General features: G+C 70.0%; 22 protein-coding genes. 12 read left to right on the top strand and 10 right to left on the bottom strand.

Annotated features, from left to right (window positions below; translation table 11 throughout):
- Positions 1 to 38: 38 nt before the first annotated feature.
- From ACQEVJ_RS35560 to ACQEVJ_RS35525, 8 genes are all read right to left on the bottom strand, one after another.
- A complete protein-coding gene (locus tag ACQEVJ_RS35560) occupies positions 39 to 1,028 on the bottom strand; it encodes a hypothetical protein (RefSeq protein WP_433108824.1) in 990 nt (329 codons plus the stop codon).
- Between the two features lie 73 nt (positions 1,029 to 1,101).
- On the bottom strand, positions 1,102 to 2,115 hold the full coding sequence (gene speB / locus ACQEVJ_RS35555) for an agmatinase (protein ID WP_433108823.1): 1,014 nt from the start codon (positions 2,113 to 2,115) through the stop codon (positions 1,102 to 1,104).
- A gap of 34 nt (positions 2,116 to 2,149) precedes the next feature.
- Complete coding sequence (locus tag ACQEVJ_RS35550) at positions 2,150 to 3,757, bottom strand: PH domain-containing protein (protein WP_433108821.1); 1,608 nt, start codon at positions 3,755 to 3,757, stop codon at positions 2,150 to 2,152.
- Positions 3,754 to 4,257: a PH domain-containing protein gene (locus ACQEVJ_RS35545; RefSeq protein WP_433108818.1), complete on the bottom strand. Its 504-nt coding sequence runs from the start codon at positions 4,255 to 4,257 to the stop codon at positions 3,754 to 3,756. The genes ACQEVJ_RS35550 and ACQEVJ_RS35545 overlap by 4 nt, the downstream gene beginning before the upstream one ends.
- A 118-nt stretch (positions 4,258 to 4,375) precedes the next feature.
- The gene (locus tag ACQEVJ_RS35540) at positions 4,376 to 5,215 is read right to left on the bottom strand and encodes an LLM class flavin-dependent oxidoreductase (RefSeq protein WP_433108816.1); all 840 of its coding nucleotides are present in this window, start codon (positions 5,213 to 5,215) and stop codon (positions 4,376 to 4,378) included.
- Between the two features lie 200 nt (positions 5,216 to 5,415).
- Positions 5,416 to 5,547 carry a hypothetical protein gene (locus ACQEVJ_RS35535; RefSeq protein ID WP_256863183.1) on the bottom strand — a complete coding sequence of 44 codons (132 nt, stop codon included), beginning with the start codon at positions 5,545 to 5,547 and terminating at the stop codon, positions 5,416 to 5,418.
- A gap of 128 nt (positions 5,548 to 5,675) precedes the next feature.
- Positions 5,676 to 7,115: an MFS transporter gene (locus ACQEVJ_RS35530; protein ID WP_433108814.1), complete on the bottom strand. Its 1,440-nt coding sequence runs from the start codon at positions 7,113 to 7,115 to the stop codon at positions 5,676 to 5,678.
- A gap of 103 nt (positions 7,116 to 7,218) precedes the next feature.
- Positions 7,219 to 7,662 carry an ATP-binding protein gene (locus ACQEVJ_RS35525; RefSeq protein ID WP_433108812.1) on the bottom strand — a complete coding sequence of 148 codons (444 nt, stop codon included), beginning with the start codon at positions 7,660 to 7,662 and terminating at the stop codon, positions 7,219 to 7,221.
- 150 nt (positions 7,663 to 7,812) lie between these two features.
- Here ACQEVJ_RS35525 and ACQEVJ_RS35520 point away from each other — a divergent pair, with 150 nt between their 5' ends.
- Genes ACQEVJ_RS35520 through ACQEVJ_RS35500 form a run of 5 tightly spaced genes read left to right on the top strand, consistent with a single transcriptional unit; the run spans position 7,813 to position 9,540 of the window.
- Positions 7,813 to 8,664, top strand: a complete 852-nt coding sequence (locus ACQEVJ_RS35520) for a helix-turn-helix domain-containing protein (protein WP_433108810.1) — start codon at positions 7,813 to 7,815, stop codon at positions 8,662 to 8,664.
- Complete coding sequence (locus ACQEVJ_RS35515; RefSeq protein WP_433108808.1) at positions 8,661 to 8,882, top strand: DUF397 domain-containing protein; 222 nt, start codon at positions 8,661 to 8,663, stop codon at positions 8,880 to 8,882. The genes ACQEVJ_RS35520 and ACQEVJ_RS35515 overlap by 4 nt, the downstream gene beginning before the upstream one ends.
- Positions 8,883 to 8,915: 33 nt before the next feature.
- On the top strand, positions 8,916 to 9,062 hold the full coding sequence (locus tag ACQEVJ_RS35510; protein ID WP_179155478.1) for a hypothetical protein: 147 nt from the start codon (positions 8,916 to 8,918) through the stop codon (positions 9,060 to 9,062).
- Between the two features lie 12 nt (positions 9,063 to 9,074).
- Positions 9,075 to 9,302 (top strand): DUF6158 family protein, encoded by a 228-nt coding sequence (locus ACQEVJ_RS35505; RefSeq protein WP_079319741.1) that lies wholly within the window; start codon positions 9,075 to 9,077, stop codon positions 9,300 to 9,302.
- Positions 9,295 to 9,540, top strand: coding sequence for a hypothetical protein (locus ACQEVJ_RS35500; protein WP_433108805.1), 246 nt, complete (start codon positions 9,295 to 9,297; stop codon positions 9,538 to 9,540). The genes ACQEVJ_RS35505 and ACQEVJ_RS35500 overlap by 8 nt, the downstream gene beginning before the upstream one ends.
- Positions 9,541 to 10,021: 481 nt before the next feature.
- Here the strand turns inward: ACQEVJ_RS35500 and ACQEVJ_RS35495 are convergent, their stop codons facing one another.
- Positions 10,022 to 10,393, bottom strand: a complete 372-nt coding sequence (locus ACQEVJ_RS35495; RefSeq protein ID WP_433108803.1) for a hypothetical protein — start codon at positions 10,391 to 10,393, stop codon at positions 10,022 to 10,024.
- A 130-nt stretch (positions 10,394 to 10,523) separates the two neighbouring features.
- On the opposite strand from ACQEVJ_RS35495, the gene ACQEVJ_RS35490 reads away from it, so the two are divergent.
- Positions 10,524 to 11,516, top strand: a complete 993-nt coding sequence (locus tag ACQEVJ_RS35490) for a LacI family DNA-binding transcriptional regulator (protein WP_433108801.1) — start codon at positions 10,524 to 10,526, stop codon at positions 11,514 to 11,516.
- A 79-nt stretch (positions 11,517 to 11,595) separates the two neighbouring features.
- Here ACQEVJ_RS35490 and ACQEVJ_RS35485 read toward each other — a convergent pair whose 3' ends face one another.
- Positions 11,596 to 14,418 (bottom strand): discoidin domain-containing protein, encoded by a 2,823-nt coding sequence (locus ACQEVJ_RS35485; RefSeq protein WP_433108799.1) that lies wholly within the window; start codon positions 14,416 to 14,418, stop codon positions 11,596 to 11,598.
- A 350-nt stretch (positions 14,419 to 14,768) separates the two neighbouring features.
- On the opposite strand from ACQEVJ_RS35485, the gene ACQEVJ_RS35480 reads away from it, so the two are divergent.
- From ACQEVJ_RS35480 to ACQEVJ_RS35455, 6 genes are all read left to right on the top strand, one after another.
- Positions 14,769 to 15,779, top strand: a complete 1,011-nt coding sequence (locus ACQEVJ_RS35480) for a LacI family DNA-binding transcriptional regulator (RefSeq protein WP_079319737.1) — start codon at positions 14,769 to 14,771, stop codon at positions 15,777 to 15,779.
- 745 nt (positions 15,780 to 16,524) lie between these two features.
- Positions 16,525 to 17,904, top strand: coding sequence for an extracellular solute-binding protein (locus ACQEVJ_RS35475; protein ID WP_433108796.1), 1,380 nt, complete (start codon positions 16,525 to 16,527; stop codon positions 17,902 to 17,904).
- 99 nt (positions 17,905 to 18,003) lie between these two features.
- Positions 18,004 to 18,927 (top strand): carbohydrate ABC transporter permease, encoded by a 924-nt coding sequence (locus ACQEVJ_RS35470; protein ID WP_433108794.1) that lies wholly within the window; start codon positions 18,004 to 18,006, stop codon positions 18,925 to 18,927.
- Positions 18,928 to 18,938: 11 nt separating this feature from the next.
- Positions 18,939 to 19,916 (top strand): carbohydrate ABC transporter permease, encoded by a 978-nt coding sequence (locus ACQEVJ_RS35465; RefSeq protein WP_433108792.1) that lies wholly within the window; start codon positions 18,939 to 18,941, stop codon positions 19,914 to 19,916.
- A 51-nt stretch (positions 19,917 to 19,967) separates the two neighbouring features.
- Positions 19,968 to 21,536, top strand: a complete 1,569-nt coding sequence (locus ACQEVJ_RS35460; protein WP_433108790.1) for a glycoside hydrolase family 13 protein — start codon at positions 19,968 to 19,970, stop codon at positions 21,534 to 21,536.
- A complete protein-coding gene (locus ACQEVJ_RS35455; RefSeq protein WP_433108788.1) occupies positions 21,533 to 23,509 on the top strand; it encodes a glycosyl hydrolase family 28-related protein in 1,977 nt (658 codons plus the stop codon). Before ACQEVJ_RS35460 ends, ACQEVJ_RS35455 begins: the two co-directional genes overlap by 4 nt.
- Positions 23,510 to 23,613 lie beyond the last annotated feature (104 nt).

Below are 23,613 nucleotides of genomic sequence, written 5' to 3'. Positions count from 1 at the left end.
CTCTAAACGGAACGGTCCCTCCCCTACGAACCGGACCGCTAGGCGACGCTGAGATAGAGGTCTCTCGCCAGCTTCGTCACCCGCTCGGCCGACTGCGTGAAGGACGCCCCCGAGGGCTGCAGGGTGAGCACCACCATGATCAGCCGGTCGCCGATCACGCCAGTAGTGTGGAGCACCGGACGGCCGAAATCAACCGGGTTGCCGCCCATTGTGACCGGTGCGATACGGTACGACGCCGTCCTCGCGCGGGTGCATTTGACGGGAGGAACCGCGCCATACCCGGACCAGCCCTGCTTGATCGCCCAGGGCCGGGGAACGGCGCGGGGGATGCCGAAGAACTGGTCGAAACCGTCGCGGGCGCACTGGGACGCCTTGCGCAGATTGCCGAGGACGAAGTCGCGGACGCGGGGCTCGGCCCGCCGCAGCAGATACCGGTAGACGAGCGCGATGTCGGCCGCGCTGATGGCGGTATAGCCCCAGAAGCCGGGTTTGGCGGCGGGCGGCGGGGAGGTTTCGGTCAGGCCGATCCTGCGTGCCATCCGTCGTACGATCTCGCCCTGGCCGCCGCGCCGCCACAGGGCCGTCGCCGCGTCGTCGTCGCTGCCGCGGAGCATGGGCGTGAGGAGCGCCAGGTCCCCGGCCGGGATCGTCCCCTTGTGCCGCTCCAGGTAGTCGGCGGCGATGAGGATCTTCACCACCGACGCCGACCGGAACCGGTGGTGCGCCTGCCGTTGGGCGACCGTCTTGCCCGTGGTCACGTCGACCACGGCGTATCCGGCCGTGACGCCGGCGGGCACCCGCACCGGCGCGGCGGCCGCCCGCCGTGCCGGGACCGTCCTCCGCGCCGTCTTGGACGTTTCCCGCGCCGCTTCCAAGGTCGTCTCGCGCGTCGCGTCCGCTCCCGTGGACGTGCCCTCGGTCCGCGCCGACGGCCGGGAGGAGCCGGGATTCAGGTCCGAACAGCCGGTCAGGAGCGCCGGGAGCACGGCGGCGACGGCCAGGACGGCGGCGGTTCTCGATCGCGTCACGCGACCATGCCTACCAGATCGCCTCCCGGCCTTTGGTGGAAATGTCCGACAGGCGCCGGTTGCCCGAGGCGGGTCAGCGGCCGTCGAGGAGGGGCTGTGTGGGGTCCCAGCGCGTACCGTCGGCGGCGTCCCTGCGGCGGCGGGCGATCGCCGACAGCGCCTCCAGGACGACCCGGTTGCCGAGGTACGCCGTGATGTCCGCGTGGTCGTACGGCGGGGCCACCTCGACGATCTCCAGGCCGACGACGGGCAGCTCGTAACAGGTCCTGCGTACGGCGTCGAGGAGCTGGCGGGCCGACAGGCCGCCCGGCTCGGGCGTGCCGGTGCCCGGCGCGTGGCCCGGGTCGCAGACGTCCACGTCGACCGACAGGTAGACCCCGTCGCAGTCGTCGAGCGCGATCGCGTACGCCTCGGTGAGGCACTCGTCGAGGCCCCTGGCGACGATCTCCGTCATCTCGTACGACCGCATGCGCTGCCCGGCCATCCAGTCGAGGATCTCCGGCCCCGGCCAGTAGCCGCGCAGGCCGACCTGCAGGAAGCGGTCGCCCCGGATGGCCCCCGACTCGATGAGCCGCCGCATCGGCTGCCCGTGGCCGTGCAGGTGGCCGAACTCGATGTCGCCGGTGTCGGCGTGCGCGTCGAAGTGGATCATCGAGACGCGGCCGAAGCCGTGATGGCGGGCCACGCCGGTCGCGTCGGGCAGGGCGATCGTGTGGTCGCCGCCGAGGACGACGGGGATCGCCCCGGAGGCCGCGATCGTGGCAACCGCGTCCTCGATCGCGCGCAGGCTGCCCTCGATGTCCCCGGCGTAGGTCTCCACGTCTCCGGCGTCCAGCACCCGCAGGTCCTTGAGCGCGTCCACGCGCAGCGCGAGGCTCGGGCGGGAGCCGTCGTGGGGGAGGTAGCAGGTCTGCCGGATGGCGTTCGGGCCGAAGCGCGCACCCGGGCGGTGGGAGGTGCCGCCGTCGAACGGCGCGCCCAGGATGACGACGTCGGCGTCCGCGTAGCCGGCCGGGTCGTCGAGGTCGCACCGCTCGACGCCGAGGAACGTGATGTCGGGGCCGAACATCTGGCCGTAGCGGGACAATCCAACTCCTAGGTGCAACCGGTCTTATCGGGCATTACATGCTATTAGGCGACAGGGGCGACACAGTCTCGACGAGGAACGGATCGAGCAGGCCCGGGGTGCCCGCGGCGGCCAGGCGCAGCGCCTCGGCGAGGTCCATGTCGCGCACCTGGTACCCCTGCTTGCCCGCCGCCGTGGTCGCCGTCAGCGTCGCCAGGCGGGCCCGGCGCTGGAAGAACGACCGTTCGATGTTCCAGCCGATGACGCCGTCGCACTCCAGCGCCACCCGGCGGCGCGCGAGCGAGCCCCAGCGGGTGACCAGATAGCCGGACGTCAGGGCGTGGCCGAGCGAGCGGTAGCGGTCGGCGGCCAGCAGGGCGGTCAGCGGCAGCAGGACGGCGGCGGTGATCCACGTCCACGAGGGCAGCCCGGCCCCCCACCACAGCGCGAGCAGCGCGGCCAGCACCAGCGCGTGCACGCCGTACGCCCGGGTGAACCTGCGGCGCAGCGCGGCCGGGCCGTGCGCGGTCAGATCCGCGGTGACCGGCGAGGCTTCGGAGGCGGCGGAGGCGGAGGGGGCACCGGCGACACGGGGGAGCACGAGCCGGGCCACCGACACGGCGTCCGCGCGCGGGGCGGGCGGCAGCAGCAGCGATCCGCCGCGCTGGGAGCCCTGCGCCGACCGCAGGCCGGTCGTCACCGCGGACAGGCGGGCCCCGCGTACGGCGCGCAGCAGCAGCGGCTCACTCACCTCGACCCCGCGCAGTCGCCGTTCCTCGATGGTGGTGGCCCGGGTGGTCAGCAGTCCCCGGGTCACGTGAAGGGTGCCCTCGGCGTGCCGGGTCAGCCGGAAGTTGCCGAAGGCCACGACGTAGCCGAGCGTGGAGGCGACGCTCACGAACACCACCAGCACGAGCACCACCGTCGCGATCTCCAGCGGGAGCGACATCGCGCTGAACCACCGCCAGGTCTCCTGGACGGGCCCGACCCTGCCGAGGTCGACGTTGCCCTCCGAGACCAGGCGGGACAGGAACCCGGCGACGACGCCCACGGTGACGAGCCCGGACATCGTGAACGGCCCGAACCTCACCCACTCGGGGCGCATCCGCGCGAGCTCGGTCTCCGCGGCCGGCGTGCTCCCGGCGGGAGGCGCCACGGGGGACGCCGTGGGGGACGCCGCGGCAGCGGCGACGGGGGCGAGGGGAGAGCGGTGCAGCAGTTCCACGCGCAGGCGGGCGGCCTCGGCGGCGGTCAGCGCGTCCAGCTTGAGCCGGCCCTCGTGCCTGCGCTCCGACGTGCCCGTCCCCACCTCGACCCGGGCCAGGCCGAGCACGCGGTGCAGCACGTGGGAGGTGACGTCCACCGTGCGGACCCGGTCGCGGGGCACGGTCACCACCTTGCGGGTCAGCAGGCCGCGCCGCACCTGCACGTGCTCCGGGGTGATGCGGTAGGTCGTGGTGAACCAGCGGAGCATGCCGAGCACGACCATGAGGCCGACGCCCGCGATGCTCCACAGATGGCCCTGCCCGCCGCTGCTCGACCCCGCGACCAGCAGGCCGAGCAGCGCCGGGGCGGCCCGTACGACCTCCTGGAACGGGTGGACCACCAGCATGCGCGGGCTCAGCCGCCGCCAGGTCAAGGCCGTCTCGACGGCGTCGATCACGTCGCGTCACCCGCCGTCGCCTGCGCGGTGGCGGTGAGTTCCGCGACCAGGCGCTGGGCCGTGTCCCGGTCGAGGCCGCTGACCTTGAGCGGGCCGGCGGCGGAGGCGGTGGTGACGGTGACGTTGGCCAGGCGGAAGATCTGCTCCAGCGGGCCGCGCTCGCTGTCCACGGTCTGGATGCGGGAGACGGGGGCGATGCGCCACTCCTGCTTGAACCAGCCCGACTGGGTGAAGACGGCCGCGGACGTGGCCTCCCAGCGGTGCACCCGGTAACGCCACTGCGGCATGACCGTGACGTGCGCCACCGCGACGACGGCGGTGACGACGAGACCGGCCACGTGCGCGGTGACGGGCAGGGCGCTCCCGTGGCGGTCGGCCACGAGCCAGGCCACCTGGGCGGCGAGGAGGACGAGCCAGCCGAGGGCAGCCCGCGCGGTCCAATACCAGATGGCGGTACGGCTCACGCGGTGCTGAGGGGGTCGAAGGGTCGGGGTGTCCACGCCTCAACTCTGCCCGATCGTCCGCGTCCCGGTGCAGTGGACCCGATCCTGTTCTTCCCGGGACAAATGTCACGCCCGCGGCCGGGTTCGGGGCTCGTCCCCCGCGCCGTGCGGCGGGTCAGAGAGCGGACAGCAGTTTGTGGACGTGGGAGAGCGGGTCGGCGCCCACCGGGCGGACGGCGACTGTGGAAACGCCCGCCTCCCACAGCGCCCTGACCTGCGCGGACGCCTCCTCCGGCGAACCCGCCGCCATGACGACCTCCTCCGGCGCCACCTGCAGGAACCCTGCCTGCTCCTCCGCCGCCTGCCGCATGGCCTCGCGCGCGTCGTCGCCGACGTAGAGGTGGATGAACGCCACCACCTCGTGATCACCGGTCGCGCCGATCCGCTCGATCATCGACCGCAACCGCTCCGGGGCGAGGCCCTCGGGGAGGATCGTGCCCTGGGCCACCCGCCCCGACAGTGCGAGCGAGCGCGGGCTCACCACTCCGGCGAGGACGGGCGGCGGCTCGGCCGGCGGGTGGACGAGGCGGACGCCGTCCAGGCTCACCTCGCGTCCGTGCAGGGTGACGGTCTCGCCGCGCAGCAGCGCCCGTACGGACGTGATCGTCTCCTCCAGCAGCGACAGCGGCGACGCGGCGGCGGCGCCCACCTGACGCATCCACGCCTGCACGCCGTGCCCGATCCCCGCGGCCAGCCGCCCGGGGTGAAGGCGGGCGAGGTTGGCCAGCTCCATCGCCAGCAGCATCGGATTGCGCAGAGGCGCCGGGGTGATGCCGATGCCGACGCGCAGGCGCGAGGTCGCGGCCAGTGCCGTCGCGGCCGAGGAGATCGCACCCGTCCAGCCGAGGTCCTCGACCACCCACAGGTCGGAGACCGCCGTGCCGTCGAGTTCCCCGGCGAACCGCGGCAGCGACTCCGGCGGGAGATCGCGGTCGAAGACGACTCCAAGCCTCACGGGCGGCCCTCCAGTTGCTGACAAGATCGGCGCTGTGGCCTTCCGAGTATCCAGTACGGAGGGAGGCATCGCATCCGGGGACCGCTCAGTGCGTGATCGCTCGCGCGGCGGGCCGGAGCGGGACGTGGAAGGTCGTGAAGGAGGAGGGCCGGGCCGCGGTGGGCCCGGCCCGGATCATGGTGGCACCGGCCGTGCGGCCGTCACTCGCTCGCGCCCTCGGCGGGGCGGTTGGCCTTCTTCGCCTGCTTCGCGGAGCGGGCCTCCTTGATGGCCGTCCTCTTCGCCTTGCCGGTCGACTTCGCGGGCTTCTTCTTCTGAGCGTCGTCAGCCATGATTCCCCCGAATGTACGAGGATGCGCCTTATGTGCGCATCTGATGGGGTTGATACCCAAGAGAGCCGTGGGACACCCGGCCGGTACGGCTCATGCCTCGAAGGCGCGAGCCGTACCGGTATGCCCGGTCAGACCATCTGGCGCTGCTCCGCGCTGAGCGGGGCGGCGATGTCCTCCAGCGAGCGCCTGGCCGCCTCCACGCCCATGAACCACTGCACCAGCCCGGCCGCCATCATCAGGGCGGCGCCGATGATGTAGCCGACCACGACGTTGCCGACGACCCCGCTCTCCACCAGGCGGCCGAAAAGCACCGGTCCGATGATGCCGCCGAGCCCGGTTCCGACCGCGTAGAACAGCGCGATCGCCAGGGCCCTGGTCTCCATCGGGAAGATCTCCGAGACCGTCAGGTAGGCGCTGCTCGCCCCCGCAGAGGCGAAGAAGAACACCACCATCCAGCAGGCCGTGAGGGTCACCGGGGTCAGCACCTGCGCGTCGAACAGCGCGGCGGTGCCCAGCAGGAGCAGGCCGGACAGCACGTAGCTGCCCGCGATCATCGTCCGGCGGCCGATCGTGTCGAAGAACCGGCCGAGCAGGACCGGGCCGAGGAAGTTCCCGATCGCGATCGGGACGAGGTACCACGGCGTGCTGCCGTCCGGCACCTTGAAGAACTTCGACAGCACCAGCGCGTACGTGAAGAAGATCGAGTTGTAGAGGAACGCCTGACCGATGAACAGCGACAGGCCGACGGCCGTGCGCTTGGGATAGCGGCGCAGCAGCGTGGCCGCCACCTCCGTCAGCGGGGTGTGCGTCCGCTGGTTGATCCTGATCTCCCCGTGGGCGGGTTCGAGCGTCTTGCCGCTCTCCTCGCGGACCTTCGTCTCGATCTCCCGCACGATCTCCTCGGCCTCTTCTCCGCGGCCGTGGATGAACAGCCAGCGTGGGCTCTCCGGCACGGTTCTGCGGACCAGCAGGATCCCCACGCCGAGGATGGCGCCCAGGCCGAACAGCAGGCGCCAGCCGAGATCGGCAGGCAGCAGGCTCGTGTCGAGCGCCGGGATCGCGATGAGCGCGCCGAGCGCGGTGCCCAGCCAGAAGGAGCCGTTCACCACCAGGTCGACCGTGCCGCGCACGCGGGCCGGGATGAGCTCGTCGATCGCCGAGTTGATCGCGGCGTACTCGCCCCCGATGCCGGCGCCGGTGAAGAACCGGCACAGGTAGAAGTACCAGGCGTCGTGCGAGAAGGCCGTGGCCACGGTGGCGACCAGATAGATGGCGAGCGTCACCAGGAAGAGCTTCTTGCGCCCGAACCGGTCAGTCAGGTGGCCGAAGAAGAGAGCGCCAAGGCAGGCTCCCGCGACGTACACGCCGGCGGCGATCCCGACCTCGCTGTCGGTGAGTCCAAGCCCGCTGCTCGGATCCGTGATCCGGGGGCCGATGACCCCGACGATGGTCACTTCGAGCCCGTCGAGGATCCAGACGGTGCCGAGACCGATGAGCACGAGCCAGTGCCAGCGGGCCCAGGGGAGCCGATCCAGCCGCGCGGGAATGTCGGTGCTTATTTGCGCCATATCGTCCCCTTCTCCGGAAGATATGGCGCCCGTCTACCCCGGATCCGGCCAGAAATTCGTTCTGCTTCTCACCGGTCTGGGCCCTGGCGATGCGGATCGGCGCTCAGGCCGTCGTCGTGCTCTCGCTCTCCACAGCCCTGGGCGGCGGTACGGCGGCCTCGTGCCCGAGCTCGAACCATACGCAGACCCCCGTGCGGCTGGCGGACACCCCCCAGCGCCGGGTGAACAGGTCCACGAGATGGACGCCGCGGCCCGGCGTCAGCTCGGGAGACGTCCAGCACCCGCAGCCCTGGGTCGACAACGTGACGCGGACCGCGGCGGGCGTGGCCAGGACCGACACGCCGTACCCCGGGGGGCGTTCGCACGACACGGCGTGCCGCAGGGACTCGGCGACCAGCTCGCCGATCAGCTGCACGGCGTCGTCGCGGCAGGGGTGGCCGTCGCCGAGACGGCTCGCCACGAACCGCCGGGCGGCCCGCACTTGGGACGGGTCTCCCGAGAAGGGGCGTGAGATCGCGATTCTCCCCGAGAGGTTGAGAATTGTCATCCCGTGATAACTCCCTGTGCACCCGTCTGCCGATGGCGATTCGAGGTCGTGCAAGACTTCGTTCATCCTGCACTTTGCAAAACGCCTACGCAATATGGCGAATGCACGATTGCATAGTTTCCTTTTGCGGCGAAAGGGAGAGTTCGGCTCATGAGGGGAGTGGGCGGCCCTACAGTCCGGCTCCGCCGGCTTTCCGGTGAGCTGACGCGTCTGCGGCGTGAAGCCGGATTCGTCCGCGAGGAGGTCGCGCGGCGGCTCGGCGTGGCGGTCTCCACGGTGTACCGGATCGAGGCCGGGCACACGCGCCCGCAAACCCGGACCATCCGCGATCTGCTCGACCTCTACGAGGTCGAGGGCTCGGAACGGGAGGCGCTGGTCGCGCTGGCCAGGGACGCCGCCCGGCGGGGATGGTGGCGCGCCTACGACGACGTCCTGCCCGGGCCGTACGTCGGGCTGGAGGCCGAGGCGTCGTCGGTGCGCAACTACGAGCCGCTGCTGGTTCCCGGGCTGCTGCAGACCGAGGACTACGCCCGCGCGGTCATCGGCGCCGCCCTGGTCAAGGACCCGGCGGAGATCGAGCGGCGGGCGGCGGCCCGGATGGAGCGCCAGCGGCGCCTGACCGGGCCCGCTCCCCTGGAGCTGTGGGCCGTCGTCGACGAGGCGGCGCTGCGCCGGCCGGTGGGCGGCCCGCCCGTGATGGCCGAGCAACTGCGCAGGCTGCGGGAGCCGGCCGTCCAGCCGAACGTCACCGTGCAGGTGCTGCCGTTCGACGCGGGCGCCTACCTCGGCATGGGCAACTCGATGGCGATCCTGGCCTTCCCCGATCCCGGCGACGCTGACGTGGTGCTGCTGGAGAACATGAGCGGCGAGCTCTACCTGGAGGATCCGGCGGAGATCCGCGGATACGTGCAGGTCTTCGATCATCTTCGTGCCGCCGCGCTCGGCCCGGAGAAGTCCATGGAAATGATCATTTCGGTCGAGAAGGAGATGGCAGGACGATGAGGGGACTCGTAGCGGCGGACGACCTGGCCTGCGCGGTCTGGCGCAAGGCGGCGCGCTCGAACACCGTCGGCAACCAGTGCGTGGAGGTGGCGCGCCTGCGTGACGGCGTCGCCGTGCGCGACTCGAAGGATCCCCAGGGGCCGCGGCTGATGTTCACCCCCGGCGAGTGGGAGGCGTTCATCGAAGGGGTCAAGGGCGGGGAGTTCGACCTGTCCTGAATGGCGGGCGCTCCACCGGGCAGGAGACCTGGCATGCGAAGGGAAGACGACCGATACATCGATACCGAGGAAGAACCGGATATCGCCGGTGAGTGGACGCCGTCCGCCACGGATCCGCCCAACGCGGAGCCAGACGACAAGAACCCCGACGAGCGGTGGGACAAGCCGACAGAGGTGTGAGGGAGGACCGTCATGACCATGGGAGTCGACCCGCGGGACCTGGGCGACGAGGACCTGATCCGCGAGTTGCGCCACCTGCACGAGACCCGGTCGGAGACGTTCTTCCACGGGTCGGACGACGCGCTGGAGCGCCACACCTCGCGGACGCAGGAGCTGGAAGGCGAGTACCTCGAACGCTATCCGGACCGGCAGGTCGATCCGGAGCGGCTGCGTGAGGGGGCGAGACAGCGGAGTGCCTGACGAGGAGAGCCTGGAAGACGTCCAGGAGATGACGACGGCGGAGATGACGGTCTACGAGGCCGTCGCCGCCCTCAACGTGGAGGAACGGCGCGCGACCGTCGCCGAGGTCGTCGGAATGACCGGGCTTCCGGAGGACGACGTACGGCGGTGCCTCGACCGGCTGGTTCACGGCCGGCGGCTGGTGCCCAGGGGAGACGCCTACACGCTCGGCGCCCACGACTGGGGGCTCGAATACTGACGGCGGGGCGCCGGAAGAACGGTGCTTCGCCCCTGGGCCTGCTGGGACGTGAGGCCGGACTGCGCTCACGAGCGTGCTTGGATCGTTTGTGGCTGCACATGCCGAAGAGCGTGCTTTGGCTCGTTGGGGGCCGCACATGCCCAAGAGCGTGCTTTGGCTTGTGACACTGGACGCGCTCAAAAGCGGGCGGGTGCTCCGGCCGGCCGTGATAGTCGCGGTCCGGTGAGCCGCGGGAGCGGCCATCGCGGGCGCGGTGGTACCTGGCACGGTCTTACGCCGGCCTCCGCACCCGCCCGCCCCCGGCGCTGACCGGTGGAGCTTCGAAGAGGCCCCGGCCGTGATGCCGGGTACGCGGGCCCGGCCGGACCACGGCGGTGCGGGCGGGGGCGGGGGTGCGCCACGCCGCCCGGATCGCTGAACCGGCCGGGAATCTGCGATGCGCTTCCGCTGCGGGTAAGGGTGCCGCGCGGCGGACTGGAGGTCAGGAGCAGGCGGAGGCGAGCTCCTGCGTCGCCTGGGTGGCCTTCTGACCGAACTCGGCGAGCTTGGTCGCGGCGGCCGGGTCCGACAGGTCGATCTTGAAGGACGCCCACGAGTCGGACATGCCGGCGAGCGCCACCTTCAGGTCGCCGTCCGCCTTGCCGGACAGGTCCTTCAGCTGCGCGGCCAGGTCGCTGGTCGCGGCGTTGATGCCCTTGATGTCGCCGGCCGCGGCGGCGGCCTTGCCGCTGTAGTCGGTGAACGCCTTGCTCGCCTCCTCGCAGACGGCCGTCTGGCTCCCGCTGCAGGCGGCGGTCAGACTGAGAAGGGCGGACGCCGCGATGACGGCGAGGCTGTTCCTGAGGATGTTCATGGTGCCTTCCTGGGAGATCTGCAACGCGGCAGACACTAGGAATCGCCTCTTTCACGGCGCTTTCAGCCCGCTTGCAACCGTGTCATCGAAGATCCTTGGCCCGGCCGCTCCGCGTCGTATGCTTGCCGCCATGACGCGACGGCTTGCGGAGGTTGCGAAGAAGGTCGGGGTCAGCGAGGCCACGGTGAGTCGCGTCCTCAACGGCAAGGCCGGGGTCTCGGAGGCCACCCGGGAGGCCGTGCTGACGGCTCTCGACGTGCTGGGATACGAGCGGCCCACGCAGTTGCGCGGCGAGCGCGCCCGCCTGGTCGGGCTCGTCCTGCCCGAGCTGCAGAACCCCATCTTCCCGGCGTTCGCCGAAGTCGTCGGCGGGGCGCTGGCCCAGCAGGGGTTCACCCCCGTGCTGTGCACGCGTACGGTGGGCGGGATCTCCGAAGCCGACTACGTGGACCTGCTGTTGCAGCAGCAGGTGTCCGGCGTGGTCTTCGCCGGGGGGCTCTACACCCAGACCGGGGTCGTCCACGAGCACTACCTGCGGCTGGTCGAGCGGCGGCTGCCCACTGTGCTGGTCAACGCCGCGGCCGATCATTGGGACTTCCCCCGCGTCTCCTGCGACGACACGATCGCCGTGGAGCAGGCGCTGGGCCACCTGCGCGCGCTCGGCCACCACCGGATCGGCCTCGTCGTCGGCCCCGCCGACCACATGCCGTCCACACGGAAGCTGGAGGCGTTCCGGGCCGTCGGCGGCGAGCTGGTCGAGCACACGATGCACTCGCTGGAGGGCGGCCACGCGGCGGCGCTGAAGCTCGTGCGGCAGGACGTCACCGGGATCATCTGCGGCAGCGACCCGCTGGCCCTCGGTGCCATCCGCGCGGCGCGGCGGGCCGGCAAACGCGTGCCCCAGGACGTGTCCGTCGTCGGGTACGACGACTCCGCGCTCATGACGTGCGTGGACCCGCCGCTGACGACGGTGCGTCAGCCGATCGAGGCGATGGGCCGGGCCGCGGTGGAGCTGCTGGTCAGCCAGATCGAGGGTGCCGCCGTCCAGACGGGCGAGCTGTTGTTCGAGCCGGAGCTGGTCGTCCGCTCCTCCACCGGCCGCGTCGGCGTCCCCGTAACCTGACGGCCTGCCGGGGGCCATGCTGTGTGGGGGAGCCCGGAGGAGGAGGCGTCCACTCCTCCTCCGGGCGTCCCGTTCCGGGTTACGAGGCGTACGCCTCGAACTCGGAGATCTGCGCGGCCGGCCAGCCGGTGTTACCGGTGACGTTCAGCCGCAGGTAGCGCCGGGCGGCGGCGGGCACGGTGACGGTGACGGTGTTGCCGGTCGCCGGGTCGAACGTGTAGCCCGAAGGCCCGGCGATCGTGGTGTAGTTCGTCCCGTCCGTGCTGCCGAGGACCGACAGCGTCTGGGTGCGGGCGCCCCAGGCGGTGCTCGGCGGCAGCTTGAGCACCACCCTCCCGACCGTGACGGACGCGCCGAGGTCCACGGTCAGGGTCTGCGGGAAGGCGTTGTTGGCCGACTCCCAGTAGGTGTTCGCGTCGCCGTCCACGGCGTTGGCCGGGACGTATGTCTGGGTGTTGCTCGTCGCCGTGACGGTCCTGCCCCGGGCGAGGTTCCCCGTGGGCAAGGGGCTGGGTGACGGGCTGGGGGTGCCGCCGGTGCCGTACACCTCGAAGGCCGACAGTTGCCCGGCGGGCCAGCCGGTGTTGCCGGTGACCGTCACCCGCACGTAGCGGACGTCCGCGGTGGTGAAGGAGATGCTCGCCGTGTTCCCGGTGGCCGGGTCGAAGGTGCGGCCCGCCGAGGGAGACAACGTGGTGTAGTTCGTGCCGTCCGTGCTGCCGAGGACCGTCAGCGTCTGGGTGCGGGTGGCCCAGGCCGCGCTCGGCGGCAGCTTGAGCACCACCCGCTGGACCGGCGTCACCGCGCACAGGTCCACGGTGATCGACTGCGGGAAGGCGTTGTTGGCCGACTCCCAGTAGGTGTTCGCGTCGCCGTCCACGGCGTTGGCCGCGGCATACGTCTGGGTGCTGCTCGTCGCCGTGACGGTCTTGCCCCGGGCGAGGTCGCCGCTGCCGGGAGCGCACGCCGTCGGGCTGGGCGAGGGCGAGGGAGAGGAGGAGGGAGAGGGCGAGGTGGACGGCGACGGGCTCGGGCTGGGGTCGCCGCCGTCGTAGATGTAGTTCGGCGCGGGCCACTGGCCGGTGCAGACGGTGGAGCTCAGGCTCCAGCCGGAGTTGCCCGTGCCGTACGTGGGGGCGAATCCGGTGCCGACGCAGTTGTGGATCGCGACGCCCGCGCCGATGTGGGCCGCCCGGACGTTGGTGAAGCTCGTCTTCGCCGACGCCTGCGCCTGGATCATGTACGTCCCGGTGCCGTCGATGTTCACGTTCGAGAAGTTGACGGTCTGGGTGCTGCCCTCGATGAACTGGATGGCCTCGTAGGAACTGTCGATGATGTCGGTGTCGGTCACGTTGATCGTCGCGTTGATCGGCTCGTTGAGGCCGTCGAACCAGATCGCGCCGACGCCGAAGTTCCAGTTGTAGTCGCTGTTGCCGGCCCGGATGAGGGTGTTGCGGGCGACGGTGATCGTGCCGGCCACCGCCGTGCCCTGGCCGGAGTTCACCCCCGGATAGCGGTTGGCGACGTGGATGCCGCCGCCGTTGGTGAGCGTGTCGCTGACCACGTTGTCGGTGATCTTTATGTCCCGGCCGCCGTACGTCACGATGTTGTTGGCCAGGACCGGCGCGACCACGGTGTTGAACGTGAAGGCGTTGTTCGCGTTGGCGATCCGGTCGGGCCACATCGCCAGGCCGTCGTCACCCGTGTTGCGGACGAAGGTGTTGGTCACCGTGGAGTTGGTGACCCCGGTGTGGAAGTTCACGCCGTCGGCCGTCTGGTCGAGGATGCGGCTGTTCTTCAACGTGAAGTTGTCCATCGGGCCGTCCATCCAGGCCCCGACCTTGGTGTGCTGGATCCACAGGTTGTCGACCACCGAGTTGGTCATCGCGCCCCCGAGGGCGTTGACCTGGTCGTCGTCCACCCGCTCGGTGATGTCCCCGATGATCGCGAAGTCGCGCAGGGTGACGTTGCGGCTCGGCCCGCCTGCCTCGTGCGGCCGGATCCCGCCGGTGTAGCCGCCGCCGCTGACGTACTTGCCGTAGACGCCGACGGCCCGGTTGCGCTGGGTGGGATGGCGGCCGGTGAGCACGCTGTACCAGGGCCCGGCGCCGCGCAGCGTGACCCCGTCCACGACCACGTGATCCCACAGTGTGTACGTCCCGGCGGGGATGTAGACCTCCTTGCCCTGGGCCTTTCCGGCGTCGACGGCGGCCTGGAAGGCGGCGGTGGAGTCGCTCGTGCCGTCGCGGTCGGCGCCGAAGTCGTCGACCGACAGCGACCCGGCGGGCCGGGGGATCGCGTCCGGCACGAGCTCGAAGTCGGCGAGGTCAACGACGACCCACGGCGCGACCGAGGTGGAGGCCACCTGGATCCTGACCCTGGTGCCCGCCGCCAGCGTTGACCCGAACATCGTCCGGGTCTCGTCGTAGAAGTGGTGCGGCTTGTCGCCGGGCGTGTTGCCGAACGGGTAGCCGCCGTAGAACCAGCCATACCGGGAGGTGAACTGCAGGTCCTTGACCTTGGTCCCGTTGATCCTCAGGTCCACCGGTGCCGTGATGCCCGTTCCGGCCGCGTTGTCCGGCACGCTGTAGCGCACGGTCATGGCGTTGGCGGGCTTGGGCAGGGTGAACTCGACGTACTCTCCCGGCGCGTCGAGCCGTACGGCCCGTCGGCCCGACGCCTCGGACGGCAGGTGGGTGTAGACGCGGTCCGGGCCGATCTGCTCGCCGTTGGTCGCGGCGGCCTCGGCCTCGATCTCCGCGAACGGCACGGTCGCGCCTCTTCCCGGGACGGAGAACGGCGACGGCGATGTCGCCGCCGACGACGTCCCGGGGAACGCCACCACGCTCCCCAGAGCGATCAGCGCCCCCGCCACCGCGGTGGCGGCTCCGGATCTTCTCATGAGGTTCCTTTCTGCATGCGAGACCCGGGAGATGCGGCGTGGACGCTGAACCGCCACACCTCCGAAGAAGGTGAGTGGCCCACACGATAAGTTGACGAACATCCTTCTGCAATATTGCGACGAGAAATCGCAAGATGACATGCGCGTTACGACACCACGTAACCCCAGCCCCTCGCGCTCTGGAACGCTCCGCGCGTCCGCCGGAACAGCTGGGCGGTGGCGCGAATCGCGATCGACGCGGAGAGCCCACCGGCCCGATCCCAGGGCGAGGCAGGGGCTTGACGTGCTGTTCGTGAGCGCATGCGCAAGCGGATGAAAGCGTTTGCGCTCGCTGTCGTATAGTTGCGTCCATGACACGACGGCTTGCGGAAGTGGCCAAAAAGGTGGGCGTGAGCGAGGCGACCGTGAGCCGCGTGCTCAACGGCAAGCCGGGCGTCTCCGACGCCACCAGAGAGGCGGTGCTCACCGCGCTCGACGTGCTGGGATACGAACGGCCCACCCAGTTGCGCGGCGACCGCGGCCGGCTCGTCGGCCTGGTCCTCCCCGAGCTGCAGAACCCGATCTTCCCGGCGTTCGCGGAGGTCGTGGGGGGCGCGCTGGCCCAGCAGGGATTCACGTCCGTGCTGTGCACCCGGACCGTGGGCGGTGTCTCCGAGTCCGACTACGTGGACCTGCTCCTCCAGCAGCACGTGTCCGGCATGGTCTTCGCCGGCGGCCTGTACGCCCAGGGGGACGCCTCCCACAGCCACTACCGCAGGGTCCTCGAACGCAAGCTGCCGACCGTGCTTGTCAACGCGGCGGTCGAGCATCTCGGGTTCCCGCAGGTGTCGTGCGACGACGTGGCCGCCGCCGAGATCGCGCTCGCGCATCTCATGGCGCTCGGGCACCGCCAGGTCGCGATGCTGCTCGGCCCGCCCGACCACGTGCCGTCCCAGCGCAAGCTCGCCGCGTTTCGCGCGTACGCCGCCGCCAACGGCCTGGAACTCGACCCCGACCACGTCGAGCACACGATGTTCTCGCTGGAAGGCGGGCACGCCGCCGCCACGCGCATGGTCGCCAGGGGCGTGACCGGCATCATCTGCGCCAGCGACGTGCTCGCCCTCGGCGCGATCAGGGCGGCCCGCCGGGCGGGGCTGTCGGTGCCCGAGGACGTCTCCGTCATCGGCTACGACGACTCGGCGCTGATGAACTGCGTGGACCCGCCGCTGACCACGGTCCGCCAGCCCATCGACGCGATGGGCAGGGCGGCCGTCGAGCTGCTGGTGGCGCAGATCGACGCCGCCGTGGTGCCGGGGGACGAGCTGCTGTTCGAGCCCGAGCTGGTCGTACGCGCCTCGACCGCCCCCGCCCCCCGCTCCTGACGGGATGTCCTTGGCCGACCGGTCACTGTCACGAACCCTAGGGCGGGGTTGGGTCGCTGTCACGGACCTTGGGCGGGCCGGTCACTGTTACGGACCTTGGGCGGGCCGGTCACTGTTACGGACCTTGGGTGGGGCGGTCGCTGTCACGAACCTTGGGCGGGGCGGTCACTGCGCCGGAAGGAACCTCCGGTCCTCGCGAAGCCCGCTTCGCTGGGCCTTCGCTGCGGTCCTCGCTCCCTTCCGCTCCGCTCCCTCGCTCCCGGTGAACGTTTGTGCGCACCGTCAATCAGCGCGGAGCGCCGGGGCGGGCGGGTGCGGAGGCCGGCGTAAGACCGTGCCAGGTACCACCGCGCCCGCGATGGCCGCTCCCGCGGCTCACCGGACCGCGACTATCACGGCCGGCCGGAGCACCCGCCCGCTTTGAGCGCGTCCATCCTCAACAAGCCAAAGCAGGCTCTTGGGCATGTGCGGCCTCATCGAGCCAGAGCAGGATCGTGAGCGCGTGGTGCCTGAGCCGTCGCGCGTCTCCAACTGCTGCGGTTCCTGCCCGACCATCCGGGCTTCCCGCGGCATGCCGGTGACAGACCGATCACTGTCACTTTTTTGCAGAGTTAATGACGGACTATTGCTCACTCCTGCATGCCTCTGTATGTTTCTCGCAACCGAGCGGATCGGGGCGCTCCAGTCGGCCCCCGAGCCGTGTGCTTCGACGGGTCGTGGTGCGCGGTTCCAGAAGGGAACGAGGATGAAATCCCACAAGCTCTCGATACTGCTGGTCTCGGGACTTGCCATTGCAGCGGCCGCGGCGTGCGGCACCGACGACAGCGGTAACGGCGGAGACAAGGCCAGCGCGGCGCCCGGCAGCGCCGGGCCGGTGTCGATCTCGGTCAACTGCGAGCCGCCGAAGACGAACAAGGCGGAGCGGGCGACCTTCGAGGAGGACCTGGCGGCCTTCCAGCAGCTGAACCCCAACATCAAGGTCTCGAAGGTCACGGACGCGTTCCCCTGCTACGACCCGCGCACCTTCGAGCCCAAGCTGGCGAGCGGCGAGCTCGAGACGGTGTTCTACGTCAACTTCCCCAACGTGGGCCGCCTGATCGAGAGCGGCCAGGCCGCCGACATCACGCCGTACGTCAACGAGCTCAAGTCGTTCCAGGACTACAACAGCTCGATCGACCTCTTCAAGAAGGACGGCAAGATCTACGGCCTGCCGACCGACGGCTACGGCATGGGCCTCGTCTACAACAAGGAGGTCTTCACCAAGGCCGGTCTCGACCCGAACAACCCGCCCAAGACGTGGGCCGACGTGCAGGCCGCCGCCAAGAAGATCGCCGGGCTCGGCCCCGGCTACGTCGGATACGGCGAGTACAGCGGCAACAACGTCGGCGGCTGGCACTTCACCGCCTCCATCTACGGCCGCGGCGGATCGGTCATCACCGACGACGGCAAGAAGGCCGCCTTCAACACCCCTGAGGGCAAGGCCGTGCTGGAGAACCTCCAGCAGATGCGGTGGGCCGACAACAGCATGGGCTCCCAGCTCTACATCGACTGGCCGGCCCTGATGAAGGGCATGGCCGGCGGCAAGATGGGCATGATGCTGGGCGCGCCCGACGTGCTCATCTCGCTCCGCAACGACTTCGGCGGCAAGTTCGAGAACTACGCCATCACGGCCCAGCCTGAGGCCAAAGCCCTGTTCAACGGCGGCGCCGGCTACATGATCAACCCGAAGGCCACGCCGGAGCAGATCAAGGCCGGCCTCAAGTGGATCGAGTACAAGTTCCTCACCCCCGGCAAGGGACAGTTCGACTATGTGCGGGCCAAGGGCGCGAACCTCACCGTCGGCCAGCCGTACCCCGACCTGTACGGCGCGGACACGCCGTCCGGCCAGGCCGTGAACGACCTGCGCAAGGCGAACGCCAACATCGACCCCGCGCAGTTCGCCGGATGGGTGGAGGGCTCCAAGGGCATCCCGCCCAAGGCCGAGCCCGGGCCGTACGCCCAGGAGATCTACAAGATCCTCGACACTCCGATGTCGGCCGTGCTGACCCGCAAGGACGCGAACATCGACCAGCTCCTGTCCGACGCCGAGTCGAAGGTCAACTCCCTGCTGGCCTCGAAGGGCTGAGCGCCCTGATAATCCGGGCCTAACCCGGGGCGCCGCCCGCGGCCGTGACCGTTGCGCGGCCGGCGCCCCGGCAATCACGTCGAGATCGGATTCACAACGATGACCACAGCGAGCATCCCGGCAGGGAGCGGCAGGCGGCGGCAGCCGACGAAACTGCGGCGCGCCGTGCGGCGCAACGTGACCGCCTACGGCTTCCTGTGTGGCGCTCTGATCTGTTTCGCGTTCTTCTCCTGGTATCCGATGATCCGGGAGGTCATCCTCAGCTTCCAGAAGACCAACTTCGTGGACCCGCCCAAATGGGTGGGGCTGGAGAACTTCCGCACCGTCGTCAACGACCCGGCGTTCGGACCGGCCTGGGTCAACACCGCGCTGTTCACGGTGCTCGCCCTGCTGTGCGGTTACGGGATCCCCTTCGTCACCTCGATCGTCCTGAACGAGCTGCGGCACGCCCGGGCCTACCTGCGCTTCGTGGTCTACCTGCCGGTCATGCTGCCGCCGGCGGTGAGCGTCCTGCTGTTCCAGTGGTTCTACAACCCCGACTACGGGCTGTTCAACCAGGTCCTGGACCTGTTCCACCTGCCCGGCCTGCAGTGGCTCAACTCGACGAGCACCGCGCTGATCTCACTGGTCATCGTCTCCACCTGGATGAACATGGGCAGCGGCACGCTGATCTATCTCGCCGCCCTGCAGACGATCCCGAGCGAGCTGTACGAGGCCGCGGAGCTCGACGGCGCCGGCCTGTTCAAGCGGATCTGGCACGTCACGATTCCGCAGACCAAGCTGATCCTGCTGGTGATGCTGCTTCTTCAGATCGTGGCGACCATGCAGGTCTTCATCGAGCCCTACCTGCTCACCGGCGGCGGCCCGGAGGACGCCACGGTCAGCGTCGTCTACCTCATGTATCAGTACGCCTTCAACTTCGGCAATCTCAACGCGGGCAACGCGCTCGGCCTGATGCTCATGATCGTGCTCATGGTGTTCTCCGCGATCTACCTGCGCGTCTCGCGCGACAACACGGTGTGAGGGGAGCGACCATGTCCAACACCACGGTCATGCCCGACCGCTCGGCCAGGCCGCCGGCCACCTCCGCCCGGCACGAGCGCCGCGGGCAGCGGCGGCCCCGCAAGCCGATCAACACGCAGTTCCGCACCGCCGTCTCGCCGCACCAGCTCAACACGACCCGCGGCCGGACCATCTACTGGATCGTGCTGGTGATCATGGTGGTGAGCTTCACCGCCGCGTTCGTCTTCCCGCTCTACTGGATGATCACCGGTGCGATGAAGTCCACCGAGGAACTCAACGCGATCCCGCCGACCTTCCTGCCGTCGCACTTCTCCCTGGACGGCTACCTGGAAGCGTGGGATCTGCTGGGCCTCGGCACACTGCTCGGCAACACCGCCCTGTACGCCGGCGGCGCCTGGCTGCTGACGCTCGCGGTGGACGTCTCGGCGGCATACGCCCTGTCGAAGCTCCGCCCGGCGCTCGGCAAGGTCGTGCTGGCCCTGATGCTGTCTACGCTGATGATCCCGCCCATGGTCATCATGCTCCCGGCGTACCTGACGGTGAAGGAAGTGCCGATCTTCGGCTGGAACCTGCTCAACACGCCGTGGGCGATCTGGCTGCCGGCCGCGGCCAACGGCTTCAACGTCTTCCTGCTCAAGCGGTTCTTCGACTCGATCCCCAGGGAGTTGCTCGAAGCCGCCGAGATCGACGGCGCGTCGCCGGGCCGCATCCTGTGGTCGGTGGTGATACCGATCTCCCGGCCCATCCTCGGCGTGGTCTCCATCCTCACCGTCGTCAACGTGTGGCGCGACTTCGTCTGGCCCCTGCTGGTCCTGCCGGACAGCGACAAGATGTCGGTGAGCATCGGCATCGCCTCGCTCTCCTCGCAGATGCCGCAGAACGTGCTGGTCGCCTCCCTGGTGATCGCGAGCATTCCGACCATCGTCGTCTTCTTCATGTTCCAGCGGCACATCATGGCCGGTCTCACCGCCGGCAGCCTCAAGGGCTGACAGACCTCCCGTCGCTCAGCACTCGTCACCCCGTAAGGAGTTGTATTCAGCATGCCCGGCAACACCTCGACCCCCGATTGGTGGCGCGGGGCCGCGATCTACCAGGTCTACCTGCGCAGCTTCGCCGACGGGAACGGCGACGGGACGGGTGACCTGGCGGGGCTGCGGTCACGCCTGCCCTACCTGGCGGATCTCGGCGTCAACGCCATCTGGCTGAACCCGTGGTATCCCTCTCCCATGGCCGACGGCGGCTACGACGTCGCCGACTACCGCAGCATCGAGCCGGTCTTCGGCACCCTGGCAGAGGCGGAGAAGCTGATCGAGGAAGCCCACGACCTGGGCATCCGTACGATCATCGATGTCGTCCCCAACCACGCGTCCGACCAGAACGCCTGGTTCCAGGAGGCCCTGACGGCCGGTCCCGGTTCGGAGGCCCGGGAGCGGTTCTGGTTCCGCCCCGGCGTCGGCGACGGCCCGCCCAACGGCTGGCAGTCGATCTTCGGCGGCCCGGCGTGGACGCAGGTGCCGGACGGCGAGTGGTACCTGCACCTGTTCGCCCCCGAACAGCCCGACTTCAACTGGAACAACCCCGTCGTACGCCAGGAGTTCCTGGACGTGCTGCGGTTCTGGTTCGACCGGGGCGTGGACGGCGTACGCATCGACTCCGCGGCCGTGCTCGTCAAGGACCTCGACAGCGTGGAGGAGTCGTACACCGACCACGACGGGGTCCACGAGATCTACCGCGAGTGGCGGCGGGTGTCCGACTCCTACGGCGGGCGGATTCTCATCGGCGAGGTGTGGCTGCCCGACCAGGAGCGGTTCGCCAACTACCTGCGCCCCGACGAGCTCCACACCGCGTTCAACTTCGACTTCCTGTCAAGTGCGTGGGAGCCGGCCGCGCTGCGCGGCAGCATCGACCTGACCCTCGCCACCCACGTGCCGATCGGCGCGCCCGCGACGTGGGTGCTGTCCAACCACGACGTCGCCCGTCCGGTCACCCGGTATGGCCGGGCCGTCACGTCCTGGGACAACGCCGAGCGCCGGGACGGCATGCCGTCCGACCTGGATCTCGGCCGTCGCCGGGCACGGGCGGCGGCGCTGCTCGCGATGGCGCTGCCCGGGAGCGTCTACGTCTACCAGGGGGAGGAGCTCGGTCTGAACGAGGTCGAGGACATCCCCGAGGAGCTCATCGACGACCCGATGTGGGAGCGTTCCGGCCACACGGTCCGCGGTCGCGACGGCTGCCGGGTGCCGCTGCCGTGGTCGGACACCGAGCCGCCCTTCGGATACAGCACGGGCGAGCCCTGGCTGCCGCAGCCGGCCGGCTGGCGCGACCTCACCGTGGAGGCTCAGGAGTCCGACCCGGGCTCGATGCTCTGCCTCTACCGCTCGGCCCTGCGTCTGCGCCGCGAACTGCTCGGTGACGGCACGCTGACCTGGCTGCCGTACGGGGACGAGGTGATCGCGTTCCGCCGCGACTCCGGCCTGGTCTGCCTGGTCAACCTCGGCGCCGAGCCGGTCGCGCTCCCGGAGGCGGGTTCGGTGCTGCTGGCCAGCGGTCCGCTCGACGGCGGCCTGCTCCCGTCCGACACCGCGGCCTGGATCATGGAGGCCCGATGAGGATTCTGCTGGCGGCGGCCGTCGCCGTCACGGGGCTCGTGGCACTCCAGGCCCCGGCGTCCGCCTCGGCGAAGGCGCCCGTCGTGACGCGGGCCGCGCTCGACCCGGCACTCGTCGCCGGGCGCGGGGCCGAGGTCGACTTCGCCGAGCAGGAGGCGGAGAACGCCACGACGAACGGCACGATCATCGGCCCCGGCCGCGACGCGTACACGCTGCCCGCGGAGGCGTCCGGCCGCAAGGCGGTCAAGCTGACCCCCGGGCAGTACGTCGAGTTCACGCTGCCCAAGGCGGCCAACGCGATCACCGTGCGGTACAGCATCCCGGACGCTCCCGGGGGCGGCGGCATCACCGCGCCGCTCGACGTCGCGGTCGACGGCCACAAGCGGGCCACCATGACCCTCACGTCGCAGTACGCCTGGCTCTACAACCAGTATCCGTTCTCGAACGATCCGAACGCCGGGTTGCTGCACCCCGACTGGTGGATCACCGAGTGCTCCTGCGTGCCGGACGCCACCACGCCGGCCCCGGAGATCGCCAAGCCGTTCCGCCCGAACCACTTCTACGACGAGCAGCGCCTCCTGCTCGGCCGTACGTACCGGGCGGGCGACACGGTGCGGCTGACGGTCCCGGCCGGGAGCAAGGCCGCGTGGACGGTCGTCGACCTGCTCGACTCGCACCTGATCGGCCTGCCGCGCGTCGAGGTCGTCGCGGCGAACGTGCTGGTCTTCGGCGCCGACCCCACCGGCAGGCGCGACTCCGCCGGGGCGATCGACAAGGCCATCGCCTTCGCCAAACGGGCGCACCTGAAGGTCTACATCCCGCCGGGCACCTACCAGGTGAACCGTCACATCGTCGTGGACGACGTGACGATCACGGGCGCCGGAAGCTGGTACACGATCATCAAGGGCCGCCAGGTCGACCTGGACAACCCGGCCCCGGACGGTTCGGTGCACACCGGTGTCGGCTTCTACGGCAAGGACGCCTCGGCCGGCGGTAGCCGCAACGTCCACCTGTCCGGCTTCGCCATCGAGGGCGACGTCCGCGAGCGGATCGACACCGACCAGGTCAACGGCGTCGGCGGCGCGATGAGCGACTCGACCATCGACGGGCTCTACATCCGCCACACCAAGGTCGGCATGTGGTTCGACGGCCCGATGCGCAACCTCAAGATCACCAACAACGTGATCGTCGACCAGATCGCGGACGGGCTCAACTTCCACACCGGCGTGACGGGGTCCGTCGTGTCGAACAACTTCTTCCGCAACACCGGTGACGACGCCCTCGCCATGTGGTCCGACAAGACCGCCGACGCGGGCAACACGCTCGACCACAACACGATCCAGACGCCTGTGCTCGCCAACGGCGTCGCGATCTACGGCGGCACGGACAACACGGTCTCGAACAACCTGATCGCCGACCCGATCAGGGAGGGCAGCGCCATCCAGGTCGGCTCCCGGTTCGGCGCCGAGCCGTTCGCCGGCAAGCTCCGCATCGCCGGCAACACGACCGTACGGGCCGGCACGTTCGAGCTGAACTGGAAGATCGGCCTGGGGGCCATCTGGTTCTACGCCCTGGAGAAGGACATCGGCGCCGACATCGAGGTCAGCGGCGACCACTACCTGGACAGCACGTACAACGCGATCATGCTGGTCAGCGAGTGGTCGGTGAAGGACCTGTACGCGATCCCGAAGGTCCGCTTCAAGGACATCCGGGTCGACGGCACGGGCACCTCCGTGGTCAGCGCCCGCGTGAAGGGCTCGGCGTCCTTCGAGAACGTGGACGCCCGCAACGTCGGCGCAGTGGGCGTCAACAACTGCGGGTCCTTCAACTTCCCGCCCACCGGGTCGGAGTTCTCCCTGACCGACCTCGGCGGCAACGACGGCGGCTGGCTCGCCCCCTGGATGCTGCCCAACACCATCACCTGCGACGACCGCCCACCGGTCGTCCCCCCGCCCGCCCCCTCCCCCTGGTAAGTACCCAGGTCAAAGCGACCCGGCCTGAAGCCGGTACGAATTGGACTCCCAGCCTCAATAGGGGCTGGGAGTCCTTTTGCTATACGTGCCACCCTGTGGGTCTG

This window comes from Microbispora sp. CA-102843, from assembly GCF_050936215.1.
In the GTDB taxonomy this organism is placed as follows: Bacteria; Actinomycetota; Actinomycetes; order Streptosporangiales; family Streptosporangiaceae; genus Microbispora.
Note: the sequence above shows the minus strand (reverse complement) of the source record. Positions and strands in the feature narration are given on the sequence as shown.